We start from the raw sequence: 24,505 nt of genomic DNA on the forward strand, positions 1-24,505 counted from the left end.
AGCCTAGGGCACGTCTCACCTGCGGGGGCCGTTCGTATCGATCCCGTGATGAGTTGTCACAATGCATGCCGTGAAGACGTTCGAAGAGCTGTTCGCCGAGCTTCGGGAGAAGGCGGAGACGCGCCCGGAGGGTTCGTCCACCGTCGCGGCCCTGGAGCGCGGGGTCCACTTCATCGGGAAGAAGGTCGTCGAGGAGGCGGCCGAGTCCTGGATGGCCGCCGAGCACGAGGGCCCCGAGCGGGCCGCCGAGGAGATCTCCCAGCTGCTCTACCAGGCCCAGGTCCTGATGATCGCGACAGGTCTGGACCTCGAGGACGTATACCGACATCTGTGACGTGATCCCGCCCGTTTCTCACCAGACGAAGGAGCACGTCCGACATGCTGCGCATCGCCATCCCGAACAAAGGCACCCTCTCCCAGCCGGCCTCGCAGATGCTGCGCGACGCCGGGTACCGCCAGCGCACCGACCCCAAGGACCTCATCTGCCGGGACGAGCCGAACAACGTCGAGTTCTTCTACCTGCGGCCGCGTGACATCGCGACCTACGTGGGCAGCGGCGACCTCGACCTCGGCATCACCGGCCGCGACCTGCTCGTCGACTCCGGCGTCGCCGCCGAGGAACTGGTCGACCTCGCGTTCGGCGGGGCCACGTTCCGCTGGGCGGCGCCGGCCGGCACGATCGCGTCGGCCGACCAGATCGGCGGGCGGCGCATCGCCACGGCCTACCCCGGGGTGGTCGAGCGGTACCTCGCCGACAAGGACCTCAAGGCCGACGTCGTGCGGCTCGACGGCGCGGTGGAGAACGCGGTCCGCCTCGGCGTCGCCGACCTCATCGCCGACGTGGTGGAGACCGGCGCGACGCTGCGCCAGGCCGGCCTGGTGACGCTCGGCGAGCCGCTGCTGCGCTCGTCGGCGATCCTGATCGGCCGCCCGGGCCACACCGCGGCCGGCACGGCCCAGCTGATCCGCCGGCTTCAGGGCGTTCTCGTGGCCCGCAGCTACGTGATGCTGGCTTACGACGTACGCGCGGATCTTCTGGAAAATGCGACAGCCCTCACGCCGGGCATCGAATCGCCGACGGTGTCGCCGCTGCACCGCGAGGGCTGGGTGGCCGTCCAGGCCATGGTCAAGCGGGCCGAGGTGCACCGGATCATGGACGAGCTGTACGAGCTGGGCGCCCGGGCCATCCTGGTCACCGACATAGCGAACTGCCGGTTGTAGGGTGATATCCGTGGAGACCTACCGGCCGCGCAAGATTCGCTGGATTGCCGGCCCGGCCGCGGGCGGGGTCGTGGTGCTGTTCACCGCGATCAGCTTCGGCCTGCACGGGTCCGCGGGCTTCGACAACTCGGGCCAGTTCGAGCGCGGCGACCAGACCGCGATGATCGGCCTGGGCATCCTGATCGGCCTGGGCATCCTCGCGTTCTGCCGGCCGCGGGTGACCGCCGACGCCGACCACATCAAGATCCGTAACGTCGTGGGCGGGTACGACCTGCCCTGGTCGGTGGTGCGGGCGGTGCGCTTCGACCGGAACTCGCCGTGGGCGCAGCTCGAGCTGCACGACGACGAGCAGGTGTCGATCCACGCGCTGCAGGCGGCCGACAAGGACTACGCGGTCGAGGGAGTGCGCGCATTGCGGGCCCTGCACTCGGCCTCCGTCAACGCCTGATAGACTTCACGGCAGTCGACCACGCCTATCGTCCGTCTTGACGGCACGGTGGGCGCGAAAGAGGAGCCCGCTGGTTCCCACCCGCCGCCTTCGGGGCGCCGGGTCCGGTCACCCGGCTCCGGGAATATCCGGTGCCCGGGGAGCGTCCTCATGGACGCCGATGACCGGTCGAGCGGGCCCTGGTATGCGCTGAGTCCAGCGCAGACAGGGCCTTCTGCTTTCTCGGCGCCGTGTACCAGACGGCGCTTGAGGCCGACCGACATTGGCAGCGCTTCAGCGGTTGGGGAACCGCCGAGGCGTGATCAAACCGTTCTGAGGAGGCCCCATCAGCGTCGAACCACGCGTTAACGAACAGATCCGGGCTCGTGAGGTCCGTCTGGTCGGTCCCGAGGGTGAGCAGGTCGGCATCGTGCCGCTCGAGCGTGCCCTGCAACTGGCCGCGGATGTAGACCTGGACCTGGTCGAGGTTGCTCCGATGGCCCGGCCGCCGGTGTGCAAGCTCATGGACTTCGGCAAGTTCAAGTACGAGAGCGCACTGAAGGCCCGCGAAGCGCGGCGCAACCAGCAGCAGACCGTCATCAAAGAGATGAAGCTCCGCCCGAAGATCGACCCGCACGACTACGAGACCAAGAAGGGTCACGTGGTGCGGTTCCTCAAGGCGGGCGACAAGGTCAAGGTGACGATCATGTTCCGCGGTCGTGAGCAGAGCCGCCCCGAGCTGGGGTTCCGGCTTCTGCGCCGGCTCAGCGAGGAGATCTCGGAACTGGGCTTCGTGGAGTCCAGCCCGAAGCAGGACGGCCGAAACATGATCATGGTTTTGGCTCCGCACCGGGCGACCAAGGCCGCGGCCAACGCCGCCACCGCGAGCGCGGCCAAGCCCGCGCGGGAGCCGCGTGAGGGCGATGGTGCCGGCGTCGAGCCGGTCGCTGTAGCCGACACGACCGCAGAATAATCAAGCTTTTCAGCGCGGCCCGCGGGCCGCGCTGAAAGATCAGAAAGAGGCTTCAAGTGCCGAAGTTCAAGCCCCACACCGGGACCGGCAAGCGGGTGAAGGTCACCGGCAAGGGCAAGCTGCTCACCGAGCAGGCCGGCAAGCGCCACCTGCTGGAGGGTAAGTCCTCCAAGGTCACGCGCCGGATGACCGGTACGGTCACGGTGTCCAAGGCCGACACCAAGCGAGTCAAGAAGCTGCTGGGCCGCTGACGCGCGCGCCACACACGTTCCCCTGTTAGGAGTACCGAAATGGCACGCGTCAAGCGTTCTGTCAACGCCCAGAAGAAGCGTCGCACCCTGCTCGAGACCGCGAGCGGCTACCGCGGGCAGCGCTCGCGGCTGTACCGCAAGGCCAAGGAGCAGATGCTGCACTCGATGCAGTACGCGTACCGCGACCGGCGTGACCGCAAGGGCGACTTCCGCCAGCTGTGGATCACGCGCATCAACGCGGGGGCCCGGGCCAACGGCCTGACCTACAACCGCCTCATCCAGGGCCTCAAGCTGGCCGAGGTCGAGGTGGACCGCAAGATCCTGGCCGAGTTGGCCGTCAACGACCCCGCGGCGTTCGCGGCGATCGTCGAGGTCGCGCGGGCTGCCGTCGCGGCCGAGGGCACCGGCGGCGCGGCCGCGCAAGCTGCCTGATTTTCTGCGACACCCGGTAGACGCCTCCCGATTTGATCGGGGGGCGTCTCGCTTTGTCACTCGAGGGGCGATGACTTTCACGACGCGTACGCCGAGAGTTGTCGCGGCCCGGCGCCTGCAGCGGCGCAGGGATCGCGATCAGACGGGCCGCTTTCTCGCCGAAGGGCCGCAGGCCGTGCGGGAGGCCCTGGCCGCGGGAGTGGTGCTGGAGCTGTTCGGCACCGGCGAGGCATTGACCCGGCACGGCGATCTCGCGCTGCTCGCGCCGGTGGTCTCGACCGTCGACGAGGAGGCCATGACCGCGCTCACCGAGACGGTGCAGCCGCAGGGCCTGGTCGCGGTCTGTGAGCAGATGGACATCACTCTCGGCGACGCGCTGGCCAAGCGGCCACGCCTGGTGGCGGTAGTTGCCGAGATCAGGGATCCGGGGAACGCCGGCACGGTGTTGCGGACCGCCGATGCGGCCGGGGCGGGCGCGGTGATCTTCGCGGGCGACGCGGTGGACCCTTACAACGGGAAATGCGTGCGGGCCTCGGCGGGATCGCTCTTCCATGTCGACGTGGTGCGGATCGGGCTCTCCTTCCTGGGTGATCTTCGCGAGGCGGGTCTGCTGACGCTGGCCACCAGCGGAAACGGCGCGGACGACCTCGACTCGCTGCTGGACGACGGCGCGCTGGCCGCCCCGACCGCGTGGATCTTCGGTTCGGAGGCCCATGGGCTTCCCCGCGAATTGCTGGAGGCGGCCGACCGGCGGGTGCGGGTGCCGATCTACGGCGGCGCCGAGAGCCTCAACCTGGCGGCGGCGGCCGCCGTCTGCCTCTACGCGTCGGCGCGGGCGCACCGATGAAGGCCCTCGTCTTCGAAGAGGTCGGCGGCGCTATTTCACTTCAAGAAGTGAAAAACCCGGTTTGTCCGCCGGGTGGGGCCGTCATCGAAGTGCGCGCGACCGGGGTGTGCCGGTCGGACTGGCATGCGTGGCGCGGCCACGACCCGGTGGCGCTGCCGCACGTGCCGGGCCACGAGTTCGCCGGCGTCGTCGTGGAATCCGACGCGGCGGGATTCTCGGCCGGCGACCGGGTCACCGCGCCGTTCGTCAACGGGTGCGGCGAGTGCGACTACTGCCGGTCGGGCAACGCGCAGATCTGCCCGAGCCAGACCCAGCCCGGCTTCACCCACCACGGCTCGTTCGCCGAGCGGGTGGTCGTGCGGGCCGCCGCCACCAACCTGGTGCGCCTGCCGGACGAGATCGACTTCGTCGCGGCAGCCGCGCTGGGCTGCCGGTTCGCCACCGCGTTCCGGGCGCTGCGCGGGCCGCTGCGGCCGAACGCGACGGTGGCGGTGTACGGCTGCGGCGGAGTCGGCCTCTCCGCGGTGATGATCGCGGTGGCACTGGGCGCGCGCGTGCTCGTCGTGGACCCGTCACCGGCCGCCCGGGCGGCAGCCGTCGATCTCGGCGCGGTGGCGAAGGCCGAGATCGTCGGCGAGGCGGACGTGGCGATCGACGCCTACGGCTCGGCCGCGACCGCGATGGCCTCGGTGCGCAGCCTGCGCCGCGGTGGCCGGCACGTGCAGGTCGGGCTGATGCTCGGCGACAACGCCCGCGCGCCGCTGCCCTGGGATCTCGTCGTCGCTCACGAGCTTTCGATAGTCGGGTCGCACGGGATGGCGGCCGCGGACTATCCGGCCATGCTCGACCTCGTGGTGTCCGGCAAGCTGAACCTGCGGCGCCTGGTCGGATCGACGATTCCGCTGGCCGAGGCGGGAACCGCGCTGATGGCGATGGACGACCCGATCGCGCGAGCCGGGGGCATTGTCGTCGCGGTGAACGGGTAGGATGGGTGGCGTGTCGGATCCGATGACCCAGAGCGTGATGGCTCTGTTTAGCCGGCCCGCTGGTCGCGGGCGCCGGATCTGACTTCTGCGCGTTGACTCCCTGACCGGCGGGCTGCGGCCCAGCCGCCTCTCCGTAGACTGCCCGATGGCATTTCCGGTGTGAGGGAGACCATGTCCTACCGCAATGATCCGTACGATCCGAAGCAGGCCGCCCTGCTCGATCCTTCGTCGCTCGAAGCCGCCGTCGCCGAGGCGAAGGGCGCTTTCGCCGCCGCGACCGACCTGGACGCGCTCGGCGCGCTGAAGCCGGCCCACCTGGGCGACCGCTCCCCGATCTCGCTCGCCCGCCGGGAGATCGGCTCCCTGCCGCCGGCCGCGAAGTCCGACGCCGGCAAGCGGGTCAACGAGGCCCGGCAAGCCGTGCAGGCGGCCTTCGACTCCCGGTTCGCCGAGCTCGAGATCGAGCGGGCGCAACGGGTGCTGGTCGAGGAGCGTGTCGACGTCACCCTGCCGTGGAACCGGCGCCCGCGCGGCGCCCGGCACCCGATCACCTCGCTCATGGAGCACATGGGTGACCTGTTCGCCGGCATGGGCTACGACGTGGTCGAGGGGCCCGAGCTCGAGCTGGAGTGGGCGAACTTCGACGCGCTCAACATCGGGCCGGACAACCCCGTACGCGGCTCGATGGACACCTTCTACGTCGACCTGCCCGGCCTCGTGATGCGCACGCACACCTCGCCCGGCCAGGTCCGCTCGATGCTCACCAAGCAGCCGCCGATCTACGTGGTCTGCCCGGGCCGGGTCTACCGCTCCGACGAGCTCGACGCCACGCACAGCCCCGTCTTCCACCAGATCGAGGGCCTGGTCGTCGACGAGGGCATCACGATGGCCCACCTGCGCGGCACGCTCGACCACTTCGCCAAGGCGATGTTCGGCCCCGACGCGCGCACCCGCTGGCGGCCGCACTACTTCCCGTTCACCGAGCCCAGCGCCGAGTTCGACGTCTGGTTCGCGCAGCACCGCGACGGGCCGCGCTGGGTCGAGTGGGGCGGCTGCGGCATGGTCAACCCCCGGGTCCTGGTGGCCTGCGGCATCGACCCCGACCGGTACTCCGGCTTCGCCTTCGGCATGGGCGTCGACCGCACCCTGATGTTCCGCAACGGCGTGGGCGACATGCGCGATCTCGTCGAGGGCGATGTCCGGTTCACCGAGCGCTTCGGCATGGAGGTCTGAGCCCGATGAAGACGTCACTTTCGTGGCTGCGCGACTATGTCGAGCTGCCCGCGGGGCTCACCGCCGACGAGTTGGACGCCGCGCTCACCAACCTGGGCATGGAGGTCGAGTCGATCGTCGACCAGGCCGCCACGGTCAAGGGCGACCTGGTGGTCGGCCGGGTGCTGACCATCGAGGAGCTCACCGGCTTCAAGAAGCCGATCCGCTTCACCACGGTCGACGTCGGCAAGGACACCCCGCAGGAGATCGTCTGCGGCGCCCGCAACTTCGCCGAGGGCGATCTCGTCGCGGTCATCCTGCCCGGCGGCGAGCTGCCGGGCGGCTTCAAGATCGGCGCGCGGAAGACCTACGGCCACAACTCGAACGGCATGATCTGCTCGGCCGCCGAGCTGGGGCTCGGCGCCGACCATTCGGGCATCATCGTGCTCCCGGCCGGCTCGGCGACTCCCGGCGACGACGCCCGCCCCGCCGTGGGCCTGGACGACGTGGTGGTCGAGGTCGAGATCACCCCCGACCGGGGGTACGAGATGAGCCTGCGCGGCCTGGCCCGCGAGCTCTCGTACGCGTTCGACGCCGCCTTCACCGACCCGGCCGCCATCGCGGCGCCGGGCGGCACCACCGACGCGCCGCACGGCGTGACCGTCGAGGACACGGTGGGCTGTGACCGGTTCTCGGCCCGGGTGGTGCGCGGCATCGACCCCCACGCGGCCTCGCCCGAGTGGATGCAGCGCCGCCTCGTCGCGGCCGGCATCCGCACGATCTCGCTGCCGGTCGACATCACCAACTACCTGATGCTCGAGCTCGGCCAGCCGATGCACGTCTTCGACCTCGGCCGGCTCAACGGCCCGCTCGTGGTGCGCCGCGCCCGGCCGGGCGAGAAGCTGACCACCCTGGACGGCGTGGCCCGCGTGCTCGACGCCGAGGACATGGTGATCTGCGACGACACCGGCCCGATCTCGCTGGCCGCGGTCATGGGCGGCGAGACCAGCGAGTGGCAGCCCGAGACGGTCGACGTGCTGCTCGAGGCCGCCCACTGGGACCCGGTCATGGTCGGCCGCACGGCCCGCCGGCACAAGCTGTTCAGCGAGGCCGCCAAGCGCTGGGAGCGGGGCGTCGACCCTCGTTTGACGCTGGTCGCGCTGGAACGGGCGGTACAGATCCTCACGGCGCACGCCGGCGGGACGGTCGACGAGCGGGTGCTCGACCTCGACCACGTACGCAAGCCCGATGTGATCCTGCTCGACCCGGCGCTCCCGGCGCAGCGGATCGGCGTCTCCTACCCCGCAGACCGGGTCGTCGACCTGCTCGAGCGGGTCGGTTGCACGGTCACCGGGGTGAGCCCGCTCGAGGTGGTCCCGCCGACCTGGCGCCCGGACCTGGTGGCGCCGATCGACCTGGTGGAGGAGGTCGCCCGCCTCGGCGGCTACAACGACATCCCCAGCCTGCTGCCGCCCGCGCGTGGCGGCAGCGGCGTCACCCCGGCGCAGCGCCGGCGGCGCACGGTGGGCCGGGCCATGGCCGAGAACGGGTACGTCGAGGTGCTGTCCTACCCGTTCGTGGCGCCGGGGCTCGCCGACTCGCTCGGCTATCCCGCGGACGACCCGCGGCGCAGCGCGGTGCGGCTGACCAATCCGCTGTCCGAGGAGGAGCCGCTGCTGCGTACGTCGCTGCTCGCGCCCTTGCTCGGCACGCTCAAGCGCAACCTCGGCCGTGGGCAACGCGACCTGGCCCTCTACGAGATCGGCACGGTCTTCCTGCCGGGCAGCTCGACGACGGCCCCGCCGGCGATGGGCGTCGACCGGCGTCCGAGCGACGAGGACTGGGCGGCGGCCAACGCGTTCGTGCCGCACCAGCCGTGGCACCTCGCGGCCGTGCTGACCGGCGAGGTCGAGCCCTCCGGCTGGTGGGGCGGCGGCCGGGCGGCGATGTGGGCCGACGCGGTCGAGGCAGCGCGGATCGCGCTGTCGGCGGCGGGCATGGCCGATGCGCGGGTGACCGTGTCGGCGGCCGAGCTGGCGCCGTGGCACCCGGGGCGGTGCGCGGCGATCGCGGTGGACGGCCAGGCGGTCGGCCACGCGGGCGAGCTGCACCCGGCCGTCGTGTCGGCCCTCGAACTGCCGAAGCGGACCGTGGCGATGGAGCTCGACCTCAGCGCGATCCCGGCGGCGCCGGTCGTGCAGGGGGTGCGGATCTCGTCGTTCCCGCCGGCGCTGATCGACGTGGCGCTGGTCCTCGACCGCACGGTCCCGGCCGAAGACGTCGAGGCGGCGCTGGCCGCCGGCGCGGGCGAGCTGCTCGAGTCGGTCGCGCTCTTCGACGTGTACGAGTCGGACCAGCTGGGCGAGGGGAAGCGGTCGCTCGCCTACAAGTTGACCTTCCGTGCTCCCGACCGGACGCTGACCTCGGAGGAGGCGCTCGCGGCCCGGGACGCGGCGGTGGCGGCGGTCGCCACCCGGTACGGGGCGACGCTGCGCGGCGCGTGAGGTTCTTGTCGTACCCGCGGTCTAGCGTCGCGGCTATGGACGACATCATCGAGGCGGTGCTGGACGCCGCCGCCCGGGACGACCGGGCGGAGCTCGTCCAGCTCCTCCATCCCTACATCCACTGGACTTCCGGCGGCCGGACGATTCGGGGACGCAACAACGTCTTCGCGCTGCTCGCGTCATCGCCGCCGGAAGTGCCGGCGGGCTACGAGCTGCGCGACGGCCAGATCTACCGCTGGAGCTCGCTGCGGTAATAGGCGATCTTCCCGCGAATGTGCTCGCGCTGCCGCAGCAAGATCTCGATCCGCTCCTCGACGTCCCGGTCGTGCTCCTCGAGCAGCGCGATCCGGTCGGTGATCGTGCCCTCGTCGCGGGTGAGCTCGGCGAACTCCAGCATCCGCGCGATCGGCATGCCGGTGTCGCGCAGGCACCGCAACATCTCGAGCCAGCCGACATCGTCGTCGCGGTACTGCCGGCGGCCGCCCGAGGTGCGCCCGACGCTTTCCAGCAGGCCGATCTTCTCGTAGTAGCGCAGCGTGTCGAGGCTGAAGCCGGTCTTCTCGACGACCTGTCCCGGGGTGTAGGTGGTGGTGGGCATCCCGTCAGGTTACGACGCCCTCAGTCGATGGTGTGCCCGCCGTTCACGGTGATCCGCTCGCCGTTGACGAACCGGGACGCGTCGGAAGCCACGAACGCCACAACATCGGCCACCTCCGCCGGCGTACCCATGCGGCGCAACGGAATCTCCGCGCGGTAGTCGCCGCTGTTGTCCTCGGTGATCTCCCCATGGCGCTCGACCGGGATCCACCCCGGCGCCACGACGTTGGTCGTCACCCCGAACGGCCCCAGCTCCCGCGCCCACGTGCGGGCCAGCCCGATCTGCGCGCCCTTGGCCGCGTTGTACGCCGACGCGCCCGGCAGCGCCCGCTCGAACATGTCCGATCCGATATGGATGAAACGCCCGGCGCCCAGCCGCTTCATGCCGGGCAGCGTCGCCTGCATCAGCAGGGTCGGGCTCTTCACGAAGAACACCAACTGGTCGAGGTGCTGCTGCCAGGTGACCTCGTCGGCGGGGATGAACGGCTGCGGCCCGGTGGCGTTCGCCACCACGACCTGGATCGTTCCCAACGCCTCCGCGGCGTCTTTCGCCATGGTGAGAACCGCTTCCTCGTCGGTCGCGTCGGCCCGGAACGCCTGCGCCCGCCCGCCCGCTTCGACGATCTCCGCGACGACGCGGGCGGCGCCGGCGGGGTCCGAGCGATAGTTGACCGCCACCGGCCAGCCGTCCTGGGCGAGCCGCCGGGCGAGGTGCGGGCCGAGCCCACGTGAGGCGCCCGTCACCAGAGCGCTACCGAAGATCGTCACCCACGAAACCTACTATCCGTGCCAGGCTAGATCTTGTGCAGCAGCGAACCGGTTACGAAGGCACGGGCCCCGGCGAGTTCACCCCCGACGGCTGTGCCGTCGACCTCTACCGGCGGCTTCCCGTGCGGGACGAGCCGCAGATCATCGCGGCGGCGTCACCGCCGCCGGCCACCCTCCTCGAGCTGGGGTGCGGCGCCGGCCGCGTGACCGGCCCGCTCTCCCGACTCGGGTACGAGGTGACGGCCGTCGACGAGAGCGCCGAGATGCTGGCCGCCGTCCAGGGCGCCGAGACCGTCCGGAGCTCGATCGAGGACCTGGCGTTGGGGAAAACCTTCGACATCGTCTGGCTCAGCTCGTTCCTCGTGCACGCCCCCGACCCCTCGGTCCGGCAGCGCATGCTTTCCGTTTGTCGCCGCCACGTCGAGTACGACGGTACGGTGATCATCCAGCGTGAGGGCGCCGGATGGCACACGAAGGTCCCCCGGCAGAACCCGATCGCCGATGGCTTCAGCCGCGTCACCGCCTCGAACGACGTCGGCGACGGCGTCCGCGAGGTCCACGTCGAGTACGACTTCCCCGACGCCCACTGGACCCAGACGTTCCGCTCCCGCCCGCTGACCGTCGAGCAGTTCGAGACGGCGCTGCGCGACGCGGGCCTGTTCGTCGAGCGTTACCTGACCTCCGACGGGACGTGGGTCGCCGCGTCCCCCATCGCCTGAAGGGCCGCACCGATGTTGCGCAAGCTCGGCTTCCTCACCATCGGCCTGTTCGACGGCAACGACCCGCGCCCCGGCCACGAGTCGACCCTCGAGGTCATCAAGCTGGGCGAAGACCTGGGGTTCGACAGCGCCTGGGTGCGGCACCGGCATCTCCAGTACGGCATCTCGTCGCCGGTCGCCGTGCTCGCCGCCGCCTCCCAGCGCACCTCCCGCATCGAGCTGGGCACCGCGGTGATCCCGCTGGGCTGGGAAAATCCGCTGCGCCTCGCCGAAGACCTCGCCACCGTCGATCTCCTCTCCGGCGGCCGCCTCAACCCCGGCGTGAGCATCGGCCCGCCCATGCACTACGACCAGGTCAAGGGCGCGCTCTACCCCGACACGGCGCAGGCCGAAGATTTCACCTACCGCCGCGTCCGGCGACTGCTCGATTGCGTACGCGGTGAGCAGGCGACCGATTTCAGCGGCGTGGAAGGCTTCGAGGTCTTCTCGTCCCGGGTCGAGCCGCACTCGCCGGGCCTGGGCAGCCGCATGTGGTACGGCGGCGCCAGCCTCCGCTCGGCGCAATGGGCCGGCGAGAACGGCATGAATTTCCTGACCAGCAGCGTCGTGAAGGCCGAGGAGGCGGAGGACTTCGCCGAGATCCAGCTCTCGCACATCCGCGCCTTCCGCGCCCTCCACCCCGACGGCGAGAAGGCCCGTGTCTCCCAGGGCCTGGTGGTGATCCCCACCGATGCCGCGACCGAGGAGCAAAAAGCCAAATATCACGCGTACGCCGAGAAGCGCACCCCGCGGACGGCGGAGCCCCAGGGCCCGGCGCGGATGCTGTTCTCCATCGACTACGTCGGGTCCTCGTCCCAGATCGCCGAGCGGCTCGAGGCGCACGCCGCCTTCCGGGAGATCGACGAGGTGGCGTTCGCGCTGCCGTTCAGCTTCGAGCACGCCGACTACGTCCAGATCCTCACCGACATGGCCACCAAGCTCGGTCCGGCCCTAGGCTGGAAGCCGTGGTCAGCCTCGGCGAGCTGATGCGGGAAGCCGGCATCGTGCAGCGGGGCGACCCGATCCTCGGCCCGTCCGGCCCGGAATCCGCCGAGCCGCCGCTGTTGACCGTTTCGCAGGTCGCGGGTCGGCGGGTGCGGGCGGCGGCGCCCTTCGACCTGCCTCGCGAGGCCTCGGTGGCCCGGTCGGTGCTCGACGGTCTGCACGCGACGATCGGGCGGGCGATCGAGCGATACGCGTACCAGGGTGGCCGGGGCATCACCGGCATCGCGGCGCCGCAGATCGGCGTCGACCGGGCCGCGGTGCTCGTGCGGGAGCCCGGCGCCGAGTTCCTCGAGCTGCTCAACCCGCGGGTGCTGGCGCAGGAAGGCCACGCGGAACGCTACGAGGGCTGCCTGAGCATGTTCGACTGGCGCGGGCTGGTCGAGCGGCCCGCGCTCGTCGAGATCGAGCACCAGAACCTCGCCGGGGTCACGCGCGTCACGCGGTTCGGTCCGGGCATGGCCGGTTCGGTCATGCACGAGATCGACCATCTGAACAAAGTGCTCTTCGACGAGGTCCGGGTGCCCGGGACGCGGTTGATCCCGGTGGCGGAGTACCGGTCTGCTACGCGACCTTCCAATCGAACCGGTACTGATTCGTGAGGGGCGGCACCGACGTGCTCCACGAGTAGTTCGTCATGCCGTCGCGGGTGGCCGAGGTCAGCTCGGTGGGCAGGGTGCGGTCGCCGCTCCAAGTCACCTCGCGGCCGGTCAGTCGTACGCCCATGCTGTCGGGGAAACGCAGCTGGACCGACAGTTGCTCGGTGGGCCAGCGGATCTCCCTCTCGAACCAGTTGCCCCATTTCGTGGCGTGCACCCGATAGGCGCAGACGATCGTGGCCGATCGCCCCGGGTAGATCGGCGCCGGCAGGCCGCGAGGCTCGAAGAAAACATAGATCTTCTTGTACGCGTCGCAGTCCTTCACCAGTTCCCAGCGGGCCGGCTCGCCGTCGAAGGTGGCCTGGAAGTCGAGTTCCGCGAGGGTGATCGGATTGTCCCGGTAGAAGTCGCGCGACAGCGTCGGGTCGGCGGGGTGGGCGTCGACCTCGATGCGTACGGGGAAGCGGGTGACCGGCTGGTCGCCCGCGTTGTGCACCTCGCGCAGGATGCGGATGCGGTAGTAGCCGTCGTCGCCAAGGGTGAGCGCCGCCTCCTCGCGGCGCACCACCAGGCCCCGCGACATCTGCACGACCGTGCGGGTCGTGCGCGGCGACGGGTGGGTCTCGGTGTGGGTCTCGGCCAGGAAATCGTCGAAGGCGGCCGACAATTCGCCGCCGGTACGCAGAACGGCGTCGGCCCGGGCCGCGAATTCCAGCGTCGGGCGGTGCCGTCCGTTCTCCACGTGGCTGACGTAGGACGGGTCGAAGCCCATCATCCGCGCCAGCGTTTTCTTGTTCAGTCCACGGCTCGTCCGGAGCCTGGCCAGGGCGTCGGCAAACGCTGTCCGGCCGGAGAGATCGTCCGTCATGGAGTCACCTCATAGCGGGACCCCAAGTATGTGCGTCGACTGTAGGCGACGCAATGTGACGTGCGGTGCACGGCGAGTCAGGCAAGTGTCACGTCTCAGCCCAGGGCGGGCACACTGACCGCGGCGTCGCCGGACAGGCCGGCCACCGGAATCAGGGCCGCGGGGCCGCCCGACATCAGCACCAGGGTGGTGGTCGGCTTGGGGGTGCCGGTGTCCTGAGCGGCCATGGTTTTCAGCTTCGCGACCTGGTCGCCGGCCACCTTGACCTGGCCGTCGGCGCGGCTCGCGCGGACCGTGCCGAGCGGGCCGTTGAGCACCAGGCACAGGTGCCGGTCGCCGTCCTTCGCGTAGTACGTGTCGGCGTCGCACATGCCCAGCGCGCGGCCGAACAGGCCCGGCGGTTCGCTGACCTCGGTGGAGATGTCGTCGTTCACCGCGTACACGTCGACCTCGTGGTCGCCGGGGAGCGTGAGCGGATCCCGTACGAGGAGAAATGCCGCACCCGCGCCCAGAGCGACCACGACGACAAGCCCGACCACCCACGGCCATCTCCGCCTTTTTGCCATGGGGTGACCCTATTGATGACGGTGGTGGCAGTGCATGAGTAGCGAGGCCTAGGTAGTGCTGGCACCACCCCCAGGACGGGTGCCCGCTGTAACGACTTCGATCTCTGCCCGCCATAGCGTTCTTGCCATGACGACAACGACCATGACCAGGGCAGATGCGGCCGTCACGCTGCGCGGGGTGAGCCGGGTCTACGGCCGTGGCTCCGCCGCGGTCCGAGCTGTCGACAATGTGACAGTCGAATTCCCCCGCGGCGGCTGGACGGCCGTGATGGGCCCGTCCGGCTCCGGCAAGTCCACGTTGCTGCACTGCGCCGCGGGCCTCGAGCGGGTCGACGGGGGCCAGGTGCTGGTCGGCGACACCGACCTCACTCTGATCGCCGATCGCGAGCTGACCGCATTGCGGCGCACCCGCATCGGCTTCGTCTTCCAGAGCTTCAACCTGATCGGCTCGCTGACGGCCGCGCAGAACGTGGCGCTTCCGCTGCGCCTGGCCGGCCGCCGCCCGCGCGGCGCCGAGGTGCGCGAGACCCTCGCCGCCGTCGGCCTGGCCGACCGCGCCAAACACCGCCCGCGCGAGCTCTCCGGCGGCCAGCAGCAGCGCGTCGCCATCGCCCGCGCCATGGTCACCCGTCCCGAGGTCCTCTTCGCCGACGAGCCGACCGGCGCCCTCGACTCCTCGTCCGCCCGCACGGTGCTCGACCTGCTGCGCCAGATGGCCGATGCCGGCCAGAGCATCGTGATGGTCACCCACGACCCCCTCGCCGCGGCCCGGGCCGACGCGGTGGTCTTCCTCCGCGACGGCCGCGTCGTCGACCACCTGGCCGGCGCCGGCCCGCGCGAGGTCGCCGACCGCCTGGCCAGTTGGGAGGCCGACGCTCCGCGGCCGGTCGCCCACCCGAGCCGTGGGGAGGCCGGGCGATGATGGGCATGAGCCGGGCCGGCCTGGCCGAGCGCTGGCAGCTCTTCGCCGGCGCGTTCCTCTCCGTGACCCTGGGCGTCGCGCTCGTGCAGTCGTCGCTCCTGCTGCTGATCTCGGCGGCCACCTACGACCCGCCGGCCGGCCTGAGCGAGGCCGAGCGCATGGAGCTCTCCGACAACACCGCCGCGGTCGTCTCGATGCTCGGCCTGGTGCTGGGCATCGCCACGTTCCTCGCCGGCTTCATCATCAGCTCCACCTTCGCCTTCACGGTCGCCCAGCGGCGTCGCGACCTCGCCCTGCTACGGCTCGTCGGCGGCAGCCGGGGCCAGGTGCGGCGGCTGCTCCTGGGCGAGGCCGTGCTGCTGGGCGGCCTCGGCGCCGCGGCCGGCGTGCCCCTGGGCCTGGCCGTGATGTCGGCCCAGACCTGGCTGATGCGCCGCCTGGGCTTCGTCCCGCCCGGCTTCGAGGGCGAGTGGCGCCGGTGGATCCTGGCCGTCTCCTTCGGCACCGGCATCGTCCTGGCCGTGGCCGGCGCGATGGTCGCGGCTCGCCGCGCGGCGCGCGTCCGTCCTCTGGAAGCCTTGCGCGAGACCGGCGAGGCCGCCCGCGTGATGACCGTGACGCGCTGGCTGGCTGGCCTGCTCTTCTTCGGCGGCGCCCTCGCCCTGATCATCATCGCCCCGCACGGCGGCCCCGCCGGCGGGCCCGCCATGGCCATGAACGTCCCACTGCCGGCGGCCATCGCCGCCGCCGCGCTGAGCCCGCTGGTCGTGCCGCTGCTGGGCCGCCTCCTGCCCACCGGCTCCGGCGTGGCCGGCGCCCTGGCCCGGGCCAACCTGTGGGACGCCCGCCGCCGCAGCGCCTCGGTCGCCGCCCCGCTGATCGTCCTGGTGGCGCTCGTGGTCGGCACGTCCGCCGCCAGCGCGTCGTTCACCGCGTCCGGCATCGACGAACTACGCCGCCAGACCCACGCCGACCTGGTCGTCGAGACCACCGGCCCCGCCGGCAAGGCCGTCCTGGCCGTCCCCGGTGTGGCGTCGGCCTCCACCGAGACCTCCGTCCCGGTGACGCTGACCACCGGCCACGGCGAGGACGCCGAGACCGAAACGGGCTCGGCGCTGGTCATCGACCCGGCCGCCTACGCCGAGGTCCACTCCACCGGCTCCGGCTCCGGCTCCGGCTCCGGCTCCGGTTCCAGCTCCGGGTCTGGCTCCGGCTCGGCGCCTGCCGCCGGCTCGCTGGGCGCCCTGAGCGGCCGGGCGGTGGCGGCCGGCCCCGGCGGTGACGTGCCGACGCACGGCACGGTCGCCGTGAAGCTGCCCGGCGCCGACCTCGGCGAGGTGCCGGTGGTCGCGGCCGTGCCCGCCACGATGAGCGGCGGAGCGAACCTGCTGCTCCCGCCCGGCCTCGTGCCCGCCGACGTGCTGGCGGAGTCGCCCACCCGTTCCTTCGTGACGCTGACTCCCGGGGCCGACGTGGCCGCCACGCGGGCCGCCCTGTCCCGGATCGGCGCGGTCTCCGCCCTCGACGAGTGGCTGAAGACCGACGCGAAGTCGCGCAGCGAGACCAGCGACAAAATCATGCTGGTCGTGATGGGCCTGGGCGGCCTCTACGCCCTGATCGGCGTGGTCAACTCGGTGGTGATCGGCGCCGCGGCCCGCCGCCGAGAGTTCGCCGAGGCCCGCATCACCGGGCTTACCCGGGCTCAGGTGATCCGCTCGGCCCTGCTCGAGTCCTCCGCCGTCACGGTGGCCGGCCTCCTGCTGGGCGCCGTGGCCGCGGCGGGCGCCGTCCTGGCCGCCGTTAGCTCGACAGCCGCCGTGACGGGCCGGGGCACCCTGACCCTGCCCTGGCCTCTGATCGGCGCGGTGTGCGCGGTCGCGCTGCTGGTGACCGGCGCGACCAGCCTGATCACGGCCTGGTCCGCCACCCACCGGGCCCCGATCACCCTGCTCGCCGCCCGCGAGTAGCCCGCCGCCAGCTGTCCGCCGCCTGCCAAGCTGCTCGCCGCCCCCGAGTAGCTTGGCAGTCCGCTGTCTGTCGCCCGCCGCCCGCTGCCCGTCGGTCGCCGTCCGCTCCCCGCCGCCCGTCTGCCCGCACTCGGGGTGACCGGTCGCGGGCGATGGCCCTCCCGGCGTGACCGCCCGGTGAGCGGAGGTGGCCGCACTCGGGTGGCCGGCCGCGGTTCGGGCGATGGCACGCCGGCGTGACCACCTGGTGAGCGGAGGTGGCCGCACTGGGGTGGCCGGCCGCGGTTCGGGCGATGGCACGCCGGCGTGACCACCTGGTGAGCGGAGGTGGCCGCACTCGGGTGGCCGGTCGCGGGGCCATGGCCGCCCAGCGTGGCCGTCCGGTCGGCGGGACGGGTCGTGCTCGGGCTGGCCGTGCGCGGCCGGGCGCGAACACGGGTGTGTCGCCCGGGGCCGGCTGTGCGGTGTTCGGTGGTCAGGGCTTGGGGGGCAGGAGCACGACGTCGGCGATGACGGCGCCGTCGTTGGTCAGGCGGTGGGTGGCGGGGCTGTCGTAGACGACCAGGACTCGGTCGGCGCCCAGCATGCTCAGGCCCTCGGCGTGATCGTCGCCCTCGCCGTACGAGAGATCCAGCTCTCTGGTGATGAGGTTGTCGCGGACGATCGTCGGGATCTCGGAGTGGGCGGCCTGGTGCCAGCGGTAGATGCGGACGGGTCCGTCCAGGTCCATGGTGGGGCCGGCCAGGATCAGCAGGTCGTCGCCGTCGGGGCAGAGGTCTCGGACGCCCAGGCCCTCCAGGTCGAGGACGTGCTTGCGGTAGGGGAGGCCGTCGGGGAAGTCGCGCAGGCGCAGGCGGTCGGGGTCGTCCTCGGAGACGTACGGGCGCAGCTCCAGGACGAATGCCCAACCCCGCAGGACGGGGCCGCGCAGGCCCAGGTAGACGCGGTCGCCGCGGACGGCTATGCCCTCGATGTCCAGGCCGTTGTCCTTGCCGGGGATCGGGAGGAACGGGCCCAGGTGCTCGTCGTCGCGCAGCAGGGAGCGCAAGTTGTCGCGGCGGCGCAGGGCCGCGGCGCGGTGGCGTTGGCCGTCGATCTCGATCTCGCGGACGGGAGTGGGGACGCCGTCGATGTCGGCGATCGGGAGGCGTACGAGAATCTGGCGGTTCTCCTGGCCCTCGACCCGCGCCAAGCGCTTCAGAGCCTGCTTGCCCTCGTGCTGGTTCTTGATCTGCTTGCGGCGGAGGCTGTGCGAGCCGACCGCCCACAGGAACTGGCCGCCGCGGGCGAGGCCTTCGACGTCGGCCTCCTCGTTCACGTCCTCGCCGGGCAGGTCGACGAAGTCGGCCAGGCGGAAAGTCGTCTCGTCGCCGAACTCGGTGGCCTTCTCGGGCTGGTCGGCGAGCAGGCGCTCGATGGTCGCGGTCTCGTCGCCGGCGATCCAGAGCACGTGGCCGTCGAGCCGGACCGCGGACAGGTTGGTGTGCGTGGCGGCGGCGCGGGATGTCTCCCCGAAACGCAGCCGGACCGTGTAGTCGACCGTCATGGTCGACATGGTGTCACCGTCACGCTCGCGTTCTCAGCCGATCCGCCACCTGAAACAGACGACAAACGGCTCAGCTTGACGGCTGTGGCGCGGCGGCGGGGCTTCGGTTGCCGTTGCGGTCCAGGGCGCGTACGCCGAAGAAGACGTTGTCCTTCGAGAGGTCGATGGTGAAGGTGGTGACGTTGCCGACCTTGCGGGAGTGGGTCCAGTCGGGGGCCGTGGTCTCCCGCCAGACGATCTCGTACCCGGCCAGGTCGGGCTCGGGATTCGGGTTCCAGCGCAGCGTCGTCTCGTTGGTGAGCTGGGTTGTGTCGATGACCACGCCCTTGGGGGTGCCGGGGGCCTGGGAGAGCGACCAGAGGGCGGCGGCGTTCACCCGGGCGACGCGGGCGATGTACGCGAAGTCGCAGAACTCGATCAGGTCGCCGAACTGGACGCCGTTCTCGACGCGGACGTCCTGGTGCTCGTGAGCGAAGTTCTCGCGCGGCTCGGTGAAGCGGGCCGCGGGGTAGCCGCGCAGCAGGAACGAGATGTGGTCGCTGCCGCGCAGGTAGCGGTCGCGACGCCAGATCGTGCGGACCCGCATGCCCGTCTGCTCGTTGCTCGCCACGTCGTCGACGAAGCGGCCCAGCTGACGCGACGGGCCGTCGTTCTCGCCGCCGACGCTCTTGCGGATCGTGGCCTCGGCCGCGGTCTCGGCGGTCGGCACCCCCTCGACGAACAGCCGGACCGTGCGCGGGTCGTTCGCGGTGCCGTCGTGCGCGTTGCCCGTCCCGACGATGTCGTTCGAGAACATCGCCTGTACGTCCGCGCCCGCGTCCTTGAACGACTGGGCGAGGTGGTCGGAGCCGTAGAGGCCCTGCTCCTCCCCGGCCACGGCGGCGAGGACGATGGTCGCTTCGGGGGTACGGGTGGCGAGCACGCGGGCCAGTTCGAGGACGACCGCCACGCCCGACGCGTCATCGTCGGCGCCGGGGGCATCGCTGGTCGCGTTCATCACGTCGGTCACTCGCGAGTCGTAATGGCCGGTCACCACGTACACGCGCTCGGGAGTGACGCTGCCGCGCAGCCTGGCCACCACGTTGGTGATGCGGGTCGGCACCGGGATCCGGGAGGAGACGGGCTGGATGAACGACTGGAGCTCGACCGTCATCCGGCCCGACGAGGTGGCGGCGTAGCGCTGGAGCTCGGCGAAGAGCCAGTCCCGGGCCGCGCCGATGCCGCGGTTCGGGTCGTCCTGCACCGACAGGGTGTGCCGGGTGCCGAAAGCGACGAGGCGGCGGATGGTCGCCTCGATCCGCTGGGGGTCGATGTCGCGAAGGATCGCGCGCAGTTCGGGCGCGGGGGAGGGATTGCGGCGCTCGGCCGCTTGCGCCTCACCGGAGACGCCGGCGGCGATGGTCGCCGCGGACACCGTCAGAAACGTTCGCCTCGTCGACTTGGGCATGCCGACCACTCTCGTCCCCCGGCCGCGTCATGTCCATGGCCGTCGATGTCTGTTCGCGGCCGGGGGAGGGGGGTGGTCGTCAGGACGTGGTGGCGGGGAAGGGGGTGGTCGTCAGGACGCGGGTGGCGGGGAAGGGGGCGGTCGTCAGGACGTGGTGGCGGGGGAGGGAGAGATGGACGGCGCGGTGGGGACCGGGTTGGGATTGTTGGGGTTCGGGCGGTTGCCTTGGCCGGGCGGGAAGCCGCGGCCGTCGCGGTTGCGCAGGCCGTCGCCGCCGCGCCGGTCGCCGGGGCCGTAGCCGTCGTGGCGCATGGTGGGGCGGCCGCGGTCGTTGCCGTCGAAGTGCGAGACGACCGCGCCGACCAGGACAAAGCCGGCGCCGAGCGCGCAACCGACCAGCAGCAGGGCCGCGGCGAGGAGAAGGGGGACGCGGCGGTTCCACCAGCGCTGCTGCGGCGGGGCGGCCGACTGCCAGGCCTGCTGCGGTGGCACCTGGCCGGGCGGCGCGGTGGCGGGACCGGCCTGCGCGGCATGAGGCGGCGGCAGCTGGCCGGGCGGGACATCGGCGGGGCCGGCCGGGGCCGCAGGGGCCTGGGCGGGCGGTGCGTCAATGGCCGCGGGGGCGGCCGGCGCCGGCTTGGGCGCCGGCTGGGGCGGTGGCTGGGCCGGGTCGGTGGGCGTGGAACCACCGGGTGCGGCAGCGGGCGTGGAACCACCGGGCGTGGCGGCGGGTGTGGAACCGGGCGGCGTCGAGCCGGGGGCCGGCTGGTTGATCGGCTGGGTGGGCTCGTCGGGGCGCGGGTTATCGGTCATCAAGGTCTCCATGCCGGGGTGACTTCGACCCCAAGGATCGACGCGCTTCCTGGGAGGTCGATGCCGATGCGTCTAAGAATCAGCTAAGAACCGGCCCGGGCGAGGCTGTGAGGTCAGCTCAGGCGCAGCGCGTCGTCGATGCCGGGCTCGTGGCGGCCCAGGAAGACCGGGTCACGGTGGGCGAGGGCGTCGGCGGCGGCCTTCACGATCGCGCCGCGCTCGCGGAACATCGAGTGCGCCCACGGACCCCGGTAGATGCGGACCGAGTTGTCGCCCACGCCGGTCGCGTCGATGCCCTGGGCCCGGCATAGGGCCACGGCGCGGTCGATGTGGTAGCTCTGGGTGACCACGATGGCCTTGGCGATGCCGAAGACGCGCTTGGCGCGGGCGCACGAGTCGTACGTGTCGAAGCCGGCGTGGTCGAGGACGACCTGCTGGGCCGGAACGCCGCGGGCGACCAGGTACACCTGCATGGCGCCGGGCTCGTCGTAGTCCCAGCGGCGGTGGTCGCCGGACACCAGGATCGCGCGGACCTTGCCGGCCTCCAGCAGGCGGTGGGCGATGTCGAGGCGGGCGGCCAGGAACGGGGACGGGGTACCGCCGGGGTAGACCTCGGCGCCGAGGACGATCGCGACCGGCGCCGCGGGAACCGTCTGCTCGTCGTACACGTGACCTGCGGCCTTGATGCTCACCCAGAGTGAGCACGATGTCATCGCGATCACGGCCAGAGCGGTGAGGAGCGCGCCCGGCAGGATGACGCGGCGCAGCAGGCGGATCAGCACGCGGCCGACGATGCCAGCCCGTGTCAACATGGTCGGCGTGATCGACTTTCCGGTGGTGCGGTGGGCGGCGGGGCAGCCGGGGGCGACGATCTGGGAGCGGCCGGACGCGATCGCCGTGGCCTGCGCGAACCTGAGCCGCCGCGATCGGCTGGCGATCCACGGCGAGCCGGACGCGGTCGTGCGCCTGCTCACCGACGAGGTCCTGCCGAACATCGAGAAGACGTTCCGGCCGATCGGCGACGAGGAGGTCATCGTCGCGGTCGCCGAGCGGATCCCGGCGCTCGAGGTGGCGGGAAAATTCGGCTGGATGGATGTCACCGCGCCCGTGCCGGCCGCGAAAACCGGCGCGACCTGGCTGCATGCCGACGAATTGCCGCAGGTCACGGCGCTGCTCGACGAGGCCTTTCCCGACTCGTACGCGAAACCGCGCGACCCCGGGGTGAAGCGCTGGGCCGGTGTCCGCGGCGACGACGGAACCTTGCTGGCGGTCGCCGCGGACGCCTGGTCGACGGCCGAGATCGGGCTCCTGGCGGGGGTGGCGACCCGCGCCGAGGCCCGCGGTCGTGGCCTCGCCCGGCAGGTGTGCGCGTTCGTGACGAACGAGCTTCTGGCCGGGCGCGGGCGGGTCGGGCTGATCGTCGATTACTGGAACGTGGGCGCGCTCAACACGTACGCGAAACTGGGTTTTGCCTTGACCCGGATCGCCGCGGCCCGCGTCAGCGAATCGTGAAGGGCGCCCGCAGCAGGTCACGCTCGCGTGACGACGGGCCGACCAGCAGCTCGAAGTCGCCGGGCTCGACCACCCGCCGGCCGTCGGCCGTGACCAGCGAGCACGCCGTCGCCGGAACCTCGACGGTGACCGTCACCGACTCGCCCGCGGGCACGATGACCTGCCGGTACCCCTTGAGCTCCTTGACGGCCCACGTGACGCTGGTGACCAGGTCGCTGACGTACGCCTGAACTGTCTCCAGCGACGGCCTCGCGCCGGTGTTCGTGAGCGTGACCTCCGCGCGGATGGTCCCGGTCGCCCCGACGGTGGGGGAAACGGTCAGGTCGCGGTAGGCGACGGTCGTGTACGACAGGCCCTCGCCGAACACGAAGAGCGGCTCCTGGGTCAGATCGGCGTACCGCTTCCCGTGCTGTCCGCGGATCTGGTTGTAGTAGACCGGCTGCTGTCCCACGTGCCGCGGCACCGACAGCGGCATCCGCCCGCTCGGCTCGATCAGGCCCAGCACCAGCTCGGCGATCGCCCGGCCGCCGCGCATGCCCGGGTTGAACGCCTGGATGATCGCCGCGGCGTTGAGCGCCGATTCCGGCAGCACGCACGGCTTCGAGTTGAGCAGCACCACGATCATCGGCGTCTTGGTGGCCGCGATCGCGTCGAGCAGCGCGATCTGCCCACCCTGCAGCTCGAGCGTCGCCGTCGACTTGTGCTCGCCGGTGAGGTTGACCGTGTCGCCGACCACCACGACCGCGTAGTCGGCCCGGATCGCCTCGTCGCCGGCGAGCGAGATCAGGTGGCCGTCGACCGGCGCGGCCTGCGAGATCGGCGGCCGGGGCTGGCCGTCGGGATAGGTCTCGCCCTCGGGGTCGGGGACCAGGCGCTCGATGTCGGCGCCGCGTGCGTGCGTGACGTCCCAGTTCGCCGGGGCGATCTTCTTGAAGCCGTCGAGAACCGTGTCGATCAGCTCGCGCGGGTGGCCGTCCGGCATCCAGTCGACCTGTCCGGAATTTCCCGACCAGTCGCCCAGCTGGGACTGGGGGTGGTCGGCGTTCGGCCCGATGACGGCGATTCGCCGGAATTTCTCCGGATTCAGGGGGAGGATGCCGTCGTTGCGCAGCAGCACCAGCGACCGCCGCGCGACGTCGAGATTCAGCTCGGCGTGGGCCGGGATGCCGATGACCTCCTGCTGGCGTGACGCCGACGGCGCCCGCGGGTCTTCGAACAGGCCCATCTCGAACTTGAGCCGCAGGATCCGCCGGACCGCGTCGTCGATCTCGTCCTCGCGCAGCAGGCCCCGCGCCACCGCCTCCTGGGCCCCCTCGAAGAAGCCCGGCGTCACCATGACCAGGTCGTTGCCGGCGCGGACCGCGACCGCCGCGGCCTCGGCGTAGTCGGCGCAGACCTTCTGCTCCCAGACCATCCGGCCCACGTTGTCCCAATCGGTGACCAGTGTGCCGGTGAAACCCCACTCGCCCTTGAGCACGTCGTTGAGCAGCCACTTGTTCGCGGTGATCGGCACGCCGTCCATCGACTGGTAGCCGAGCATGAAGACCTGGCAGCCCTCGCGCGCGACCCGCTCGAACGGCGGCAGGAACCACGAGCGCAGCTTGCGCGGGCTGATGTCGGCCTCGCTGGCGTCCCGGCCGCCCTGCGTCTCGGAGTAGCCGGCGAAGTGCTTGGCGGTCGCCAGGATCGCGGTCGGGTCGTCGAGGCCCTTGCCCTGGTAGCCGCGGACCATCGCGGCGCCCAGCTCGCCGATCAGGTGCGGGTCTTCGCCGAACGTCTCGTCGACCCGGCCCCAGCGCAGGTCGCGGGTGATGCACAGGACGGGGGAGAAGGTCTGGTGGATGCCGGTGGCGGCCACCTCGAGGGCGGTGATCCGGGCGGCCCGCTCCACCAGCGCGGCGTCCCAGGTCGCGGCCATCGCCAGCTGCGTCGGGAAGATGGTGGCGCCCGGCCAGAACGAGTGGCCGTGGATGCAGTCTTCTGCCGTGAGCAGCGGGATCTGCAGCCGGGTCTTGGCGACCAGGTCGATCGCCTCCAGCATCTTCGCCGGCGACGTGTGCAGGATCGAGCCGGCCAGTTTCTCGCTGACGATCTCCTTGACGTCGTTGCGGGCGTCCAGCTGCAGCATCTGGCCGACCTTCTCCGGCAAGGTCATGCGGGCGAGCAGATCGTCGACACGCTGCTCGACGGGCAGGGCCGGATCCCGGTACGGGAGAAGATCAGCGGGCACTCGTGCCTCCGGTCGTCACGACCGCGGTGGCACGGTCTGTGGAACGCTAACAACCGG

The 24,505-nt window shown here is 71.5% G+C and carries 26 protein-coding genes; 17 read left to right on the forward strand and 9 right to left on the reverse strand.

Annotated elements, in window-relative coordinates:
* Positions 1 to 61: 61 nt before the first annotated feature.
* The 11 genes from ACIA5D_RS22515 to ACIA5D_RS22565 all read left to right on the forward strand — a co-directional run bounded on the left by ACIA5D_RS22515 (position 62) and on the right by ACIA5D_RS22565 (position 9,107).
* Positions 62 to 334, forward strand: coding sequence for a phosphoribosyl-ATP diphosphatase (locus ACIA5D_RS22515; RefSeq protein ID WP_396032099.1), 273 nt, complete (start codon positions 62 to 64; stop codon positions 332 to 334).
* Positions 335 to 378: 44 nt separating this feature from the next.
* Positions 379 to 1,221, forward strand: coding sequence for an ATP phosphoribosyltransferase (hisG, locus tag ACIA5D_RS22520; protein ID WP_396032100.1), 843 nt, complete (start codon positions 379 to 381; stop codon positions 1,219 to 1,221).
* 10 nt (positions 1,222 to 1,231) lie between these two features.
* Entirely contained in the window at positions 1,232 to 1,669 is a 438-nt protein-coding gene (locus tag ACIA5D_RS22525; RefSeq protein WP_396032101.1) for a PH domain-containing protein, read from the forward strand.
* Positions 1,670 to 1,994: 325 nt separating this feature from the next.
* Positions 1,995 to 2,621: a translation initiation factor IF-3 gene (gene infC / locus ACIA5D_RS22530; protein ID WP_396032199.1), complete on the forward strand. Its 627-nt coding sequence runs from the start codon at positions 1,995 to 1,997 to the stop codon at positions 2,619 to 2,621.
* A gap of 56 nt (positions 2,622 to 2,677) precedes the next feature.
* Entirely contained in the window at positions 2,678 to 2,872 is a 195-nt protein-coding gene (gene rpmI, locus ACIA5D_RS22535) for a 50S ribosomal protein L35 (RefSeq protein WP_396032102.1), read from the forward strand.
* A 39-nt stretch (positions 2,873 to 2,911) separates the two neighbouring features.
* On the forward strand, positions 2,912 to 3,304 hold the full coding sequence (gene rplT / locus ACIA5D_RS22540) for a 50S ribosomal protein L20 (RefSeq protein WP_396032103.1): 393 nt from the start codon (positions 2,912 to 2,914) through the stop codon (positions 3,302 to 3,304).
* A 70-nt stretch (positions 3,305 to 3,374) separates the two neighbouring features.
* On the forward strand, positions 3,375 to 4,151 hold the full coding sequence (locus ACIA5D_RS22545; protein ID WP_396032104.1) for a TrmH family RNA methyltransferase: 777 nt from the start codon (positions 3,375 to 3,377) through the stop codon (positions 4,149 to 4,151).
* A gap of 47 nt (positions 4,152 to 4,198) precedes the next feature.
* A complete protein-coding gene (locus tag ACIA5D_RS22550) occupies positions 4,199 to 5,137 on the forward strand; it encodes an alcohol dehydrogenase catalytic domain-containing protein (RefSeq protein WP_396032105.1) in 939 nt (312 codons plus the stop codon).
* Positions 5,138 to 5,308: 171 nt separating this feature from the next.
* Positions 5,309 to 6,370, forward strand: coding sequence for a phenylalanine--tRNA ligase subunit alpha (pheS, locus tag ACIA5D_RS22555; protein WP_396032106.1), 1,062 nt, complete (start codon positions 5,309 to 5,311; stop codon positions 6,368 to 6,370).
* A 5-nt stretch (positions 6,371 to 6,375) separates the two neighbouring features.
* On the forward strand, positions 6,376 to 8,853 hold the full coding sequence (gene pheT, locus ACIA5D_RS22560) for a phenylalanine--tRNA ligase subunit beta (protein WP_396032107.1): 2,478 nt from the start codon (positions 6,376 to 6,378) through the stop codon (positions 8,851 to 8,853).
* A 35-nt stretch (positions 8,854 to 8,888) separates the two neighbouring features.
* On the forward strand, positions 8,889 to 9,107 hold the full coding sequence (locus ACIA5D_RS22565) for a nuclear transport factor 2 family protein (RefSeq protein WP_396032108.1): 219 nt from the start codon (positions 8,889 to 8,891) through the stop codon (positions 9,105 to 9,107).
* Here the strand turns inward: ACIA5D_RS22565 and ACIA5D_RS22570 are convergent.
* Positions 9,083 to 9,451: a MerR family transcriptional regulator gene (locus ACIA5D_RS22570; protein WP_396032109.1), complete on the reverse strand. Its 369-nt coding sequence runs from the start codon at positions 9,449 to 9,451 to the stop codon at positions 9,083 to 9,085. The genes ACIA5D_RS22565 and ACIA5D_RS22570 overlap by 25 nt on opposite strands.
* Before the next feature lie 20 nt (positions 9,452 to 9,471).
* Positions 9,472 to 10,218 carry an SDR family oxidoreductase gene (locus ACIA5D_RS22575; RefSeq protein ID WP_396032110.1) on the reverse strand — a complete coding sequence of 249 codons (747 nt, stop codon included), beginning with the start codon at positions 10,216 to 10,218 and terminating at the stop codon, positions 9,472 to 9,474.
* 35 nt (positions 10,219 to 10,253) lie between these two features.
* Here ACIA5D_RS22575 and ACIA5D_RS22580 point away from each other — a divergent pair, with 35 nt between their 5' ends.
* Genes ACIA5D_RS22580 through ACIA5D_RS22590 form a run of 3 tightly spaced genes read left to right on the forward strand, consistent with a single transcriptional unit; the run spans position 10,254 to position 12,580 of the window.
* Positions 10,254 to 10,937, forward strand: coding sequence for a class I SAM-dependent methyltransferase (locus ACIA5D_RS22580; RefSeq protein ID WP_396032111.1), 684 nt, complete (start codon positions 10,254 to 10,256; stop codon positions 10,935 to 10,937).
* Between the two features lie 12 nt (positions 10,938 to 10,949).
* Positions 10,950 to 11,963 carry an LLM class flavin-dependent oxidoreductase gene (locus ACIA5D_RS22585; RefSeq protein ID WP_396032112.1) on the forward strand — a complete coding sequence of 338 codons (1,014 nt, stop codon included), beginning with the start codon at positions 10,950 to 10,952 and terminating at the stop codon, positions 11,961 to 11,963.
* Positions 11,942 to 12,580 carry a peptide deformylase gene (locus tag ACIA5D_RS22590; protein WP_396032113.1) on the forward strand — a complete coding sequence of 213 codons (639 nt, stop codon included), beginning with the start codon at positions 11,942 to 11,944 and terminating at the stop codon, positions 12,578 to 12,580. The genes ACIA5D_RS22585 and ACIA5D_RS22590 overlap by 22 nt, the downstream gene beginning before the upstream one ends.
* Here the strand turns inward: ACIA5D_RS22590 and ACIA5D_RS22595 are convergent.
* On the reverse strand, positions 12,543 to 13,445 hold the full coding sequence (locus ACIA5D_RS22595; RefSeq protein WP_396032114.1) for a multiprotein-bridging factor 1 family protein: 903 nt from the start codon (positions 13,443 to 13,445) through the stop codon (positions 12,543 to 12,545). The two genes, ACIA5D_RS22590 and ACIA5D_RS22595, sit on opposite strands and share 38 nt — an antisense overlap.
* A 95-nt stretch (positions 13,446 to 13,540) precedes the next feature.
* Entirely contained in the window at positions 13,541 to 14,011 is a 471-nt protein-coding gene (locus ACIA5D_RS22600) for a hypothetical protein (RefSeq protein WP_396032115.1), read from the reverse strand.
* A 127-nt stretch (positions 14,012 to 14,138) separates the two neighbouring features.
* Here ACIA5D_RS22600 and ACIA5D_RS22605 point away from each other — a divergent pair, with 127 nt between their 5' ends.
* Together ACIA5D_RS22605 and ACIA5D_RS22610 are read left to right on the forward strand one after the other, a co-directional pair.
* Positions 14,139 to 14,933 (forward strand): ABC transporter ATP-binding protein, encoded by a 795-nt coding sequence (locus tag ACIA5D_RS22605; RefSeq protein ID WP_396032116.1) that lies wholly within the window; start codon positions 14,139 to 14,141, stop codon positions 14,931 to 14,933.
* Positions 14,930 to 16,900, forward strand: coding sequence for an FtsX-like permease family protein (locus ACIA5D_RS22610; RefSeq protein WP_396032117.1), 1,971 nt, complete (start codon positions 14,930 to 14,932; stop codon positions 16,898 to 16,900). Before ACIA5D_RS22605 ends, ACIA5D_RS22610 begins: the two co-directional genes overlap by 4 nt.
* Positions 16,901 to 17,375: 475 nt before the next feature.
* Here the strand turns inward: ACIA5D_RS22610 and ACIA5D_RS22615 are convergent, their stop codons facing one another.
* The 4 genes from ACIA5D_RS22615 to ACIA5D_RS22630 form a co-directional block, all read right to left on the reverse strand.
* Complete coding sequence (locus tag ACIA5D_RS22615; RefSeq protein WP_396032118.1) at positions 17,376 to 18,455, reverse strand: DUF3616 domain-containing protein; 1,080 nt, start codon at positions 18,453 to 18,455, stop codon at positions 17,376 to 17,378.
* Between the two features lie 61 nt (positions 18,456 to 18,516).
* Positions 18,517 to 19,893, reverse strand: coding sequence for a M20/M25/M40 family metallo-hydrolase (locus tag ACIA5D_RS22620; protein ID WP_396032119.1), 1,377 nt, complete (start codon positions 19,891 to 19,893; stop codon positions 18,517 to 18,519).
* 144 nt (positions 19,894 to 20,037) lie between these two features.
* Positions 20,038 to 20,706, reverse strand: coding sequence for a hypothetical protein (locus ACIA5D_RS22625; protein ID WP_396032120.1), 669 nt, complete (start codon positions 20,704 to 20,706; stop codon positions 20,038 to 20,040).
* A 113-nt stretch (positions 20,707 to 20,819) separates the two neighbouring features.
* Complete coding sequence (locus ACIA5D_RS22630; RefSeq protein ID WP_396032121.1) at positions 20,820 to 21,518, reverse strand: vancomycin high temperature exclusion protein; 699 nt, start codon at positions 21,516 to 21,518, stop codon at positions 20,820 to 20,822.
* 7 nt (positions 21,519 to 21,525) lie between these two features.
* On the opposite strand from ACIA5D_RS22630, the gene ACIA5D_RS22635 reads away from it, so the two are divergent.
* Positions 21,526 to 22,218, forward strand: a complete 693-nt coding sequence (locus ACIA5D_RS22635) for a GNAT family N-acetyltransferase (RefSeq protein WP_396032122.1) — start codon at positions 21,526 to 21,528, stop codon at positions 22,216 to 22,218.
* On the opposite strand, the gene ACIA5D_RS22640 is transcribed toward ACIA5D_RS22635, so the two are convergent.
* A complete protein-coding gene (locus ACIA5D_RS22640) occupies positions 22,205 to 24,448 on the reverse strand; it encodes a glycoside hydrolase family 3 N-terminal domain-containing protein (protein ID WP_396032123.1) in 2,244 nt (747 codons plus the stop codon). The genes ACIA5D_RS22635 and ACIA5D_RS22640 overlap by 14 nt on opposite strands.
* Positions 24,449 to 24,505 lie beyond the last annotated feature (57 nt).

This window comes from Actinoplanes sp. NPDC051513 (genome assembly GCF_044454685.1).
Taxonomy (GTDB): Bacteria; Actinomycetota; Actinomycetes; order Mycobacteriales; family Micromonosporaceae; genus Actinoplanes.

What these genes read in the sequence shown, in the direction of transcription:
- ACIA5D_RS22515 (WP_396032099.1), top strand. Translation starts at nt 62, where the DNA reads ATGCATGCCGTGAAGACGTTCGAAGAGCTGTTCGCCGAGCTTCGGGAG.
- hisG (WP_396032100.1), top strand. Translation starts at nt 379, where the DNA reads ATGCTGCGCATCGCCATCCCGAACAAAGGCACCCTCTCCCAGCCGGCC.
- rplT (WP_396032103.1), top strand. Translation starts at nt 2,912, where the DNA reads ATGGCACGCGTCAAGCGTTCTGTCAACGCCCAGAAGAAGCGTCGCACC.
- ACIA5D_RS22545 (WP_396032104.1), top strand. Translation starts at nt 3,375, where the DNA reads ATGACTTTCACGACGCGTACGCCGAGAGTTGTCGCGGCCCGGCGCCTG.
- pheS (WP_396032106.1), top strand. Translation starts at nt 5,309, where the DNA reads ATGTCCTACCGCAATGATCCGTACGATCCGAAGCAGGCCGCCCTGCTC.
- pheT (WP_396032107.1), top strand. Translation starts at nt 6,376, where the DNA reads ATGAAGACGTCACTTTCGTGGCTGCGCGACTATGTCGAGCTGCCCGCG.
- ACIA5D_RS22565 (WP_396032108.1), top strand. Translation starts at nt 8,889, where the DNA reads ATGGACGACATCATCGAGGCGGTGCTGGACGCCGCCGCCCGGGACGAC.
- ACIA5D_RS22570 (WP_396032109.1), bottom strand. Translation starts at nt 9,451, where the DNA reads ATGCCCACCACCACCTACACCCCGGGACAGGTCGTCGAGAAGACCGGC.
- ACIA5D_RS22585 (WP_396032112.1), top strand. Translation starts at nt 10,950, where the DNA reads ATGTTGCGCAAGCTCGGCTTCCTCACCATCGGCCTGTTCGACGGCAAC.
- ACIA5D_RS22595 (WP_396032114.1), bottom strand. Translation starts at nt 13,445, where the DNA reads ATGACGGACGATCTCTCCGGCCGGACAGCGTTTGCCGACGCCCTGGCC.
- ACIA5D_RS22600 (WP_396032115.1), bottom strand. Translation starts at nt 14,011, where the DNA reads ATGGCAAAAAGGCGGAGATGGCCGTGGGTGGTCGGGCTTGTCGTCGTG.
- ACIA5D_RS22605 (WP_396032116.1), top strand. Translation starts at nt 14,139, where the DNA reads ATGACGACAACGACCATGACCAGGGCAGATGCGGCCGTCACGCTGCGC.
- ACIA5D_RS22610 (WP_396032117.1), top strand. Translation starts at nt 14,930, where the DNA reads ATGATGGGCATGAGCCGGGCCGGCCTGGCCGAGCGCTGGCAGCTCTTC.
- ACIA5D_RS22615 (WP_396032118.1), bottom strand. Translation starts at nt 18,455, where the DNA reads ATGTCGACCATGACGGTCGACTACACGGTCCGGCTGCGTTTCGGGGAG.
- ACIA5D_RS22620 (WP_396032119.1), bottom strand. Translation starts at nt 19,893, where the DNA reads ATGCCCAAGTCGACGAGGCGAACGTTTCTGACGGTGTCCGCGGCGACC.
- ACIA5D_RS22625 (WP_396032120.1), bottom strand. Translation starts at nt 20,706, where the DNA reads ATGACCGATAACCCGCGCCCCGACGAGCCCACCCAGCCGATCAACCAG.
- ACIA5D_RS22630 (WP_396032121.1), bottom strand. Translation starts at nt 21,518, where the DNA reads ATGTTGACACGGGCTGGCATCGTCGGCCGCGTGCTGATCCGCCTGCTG.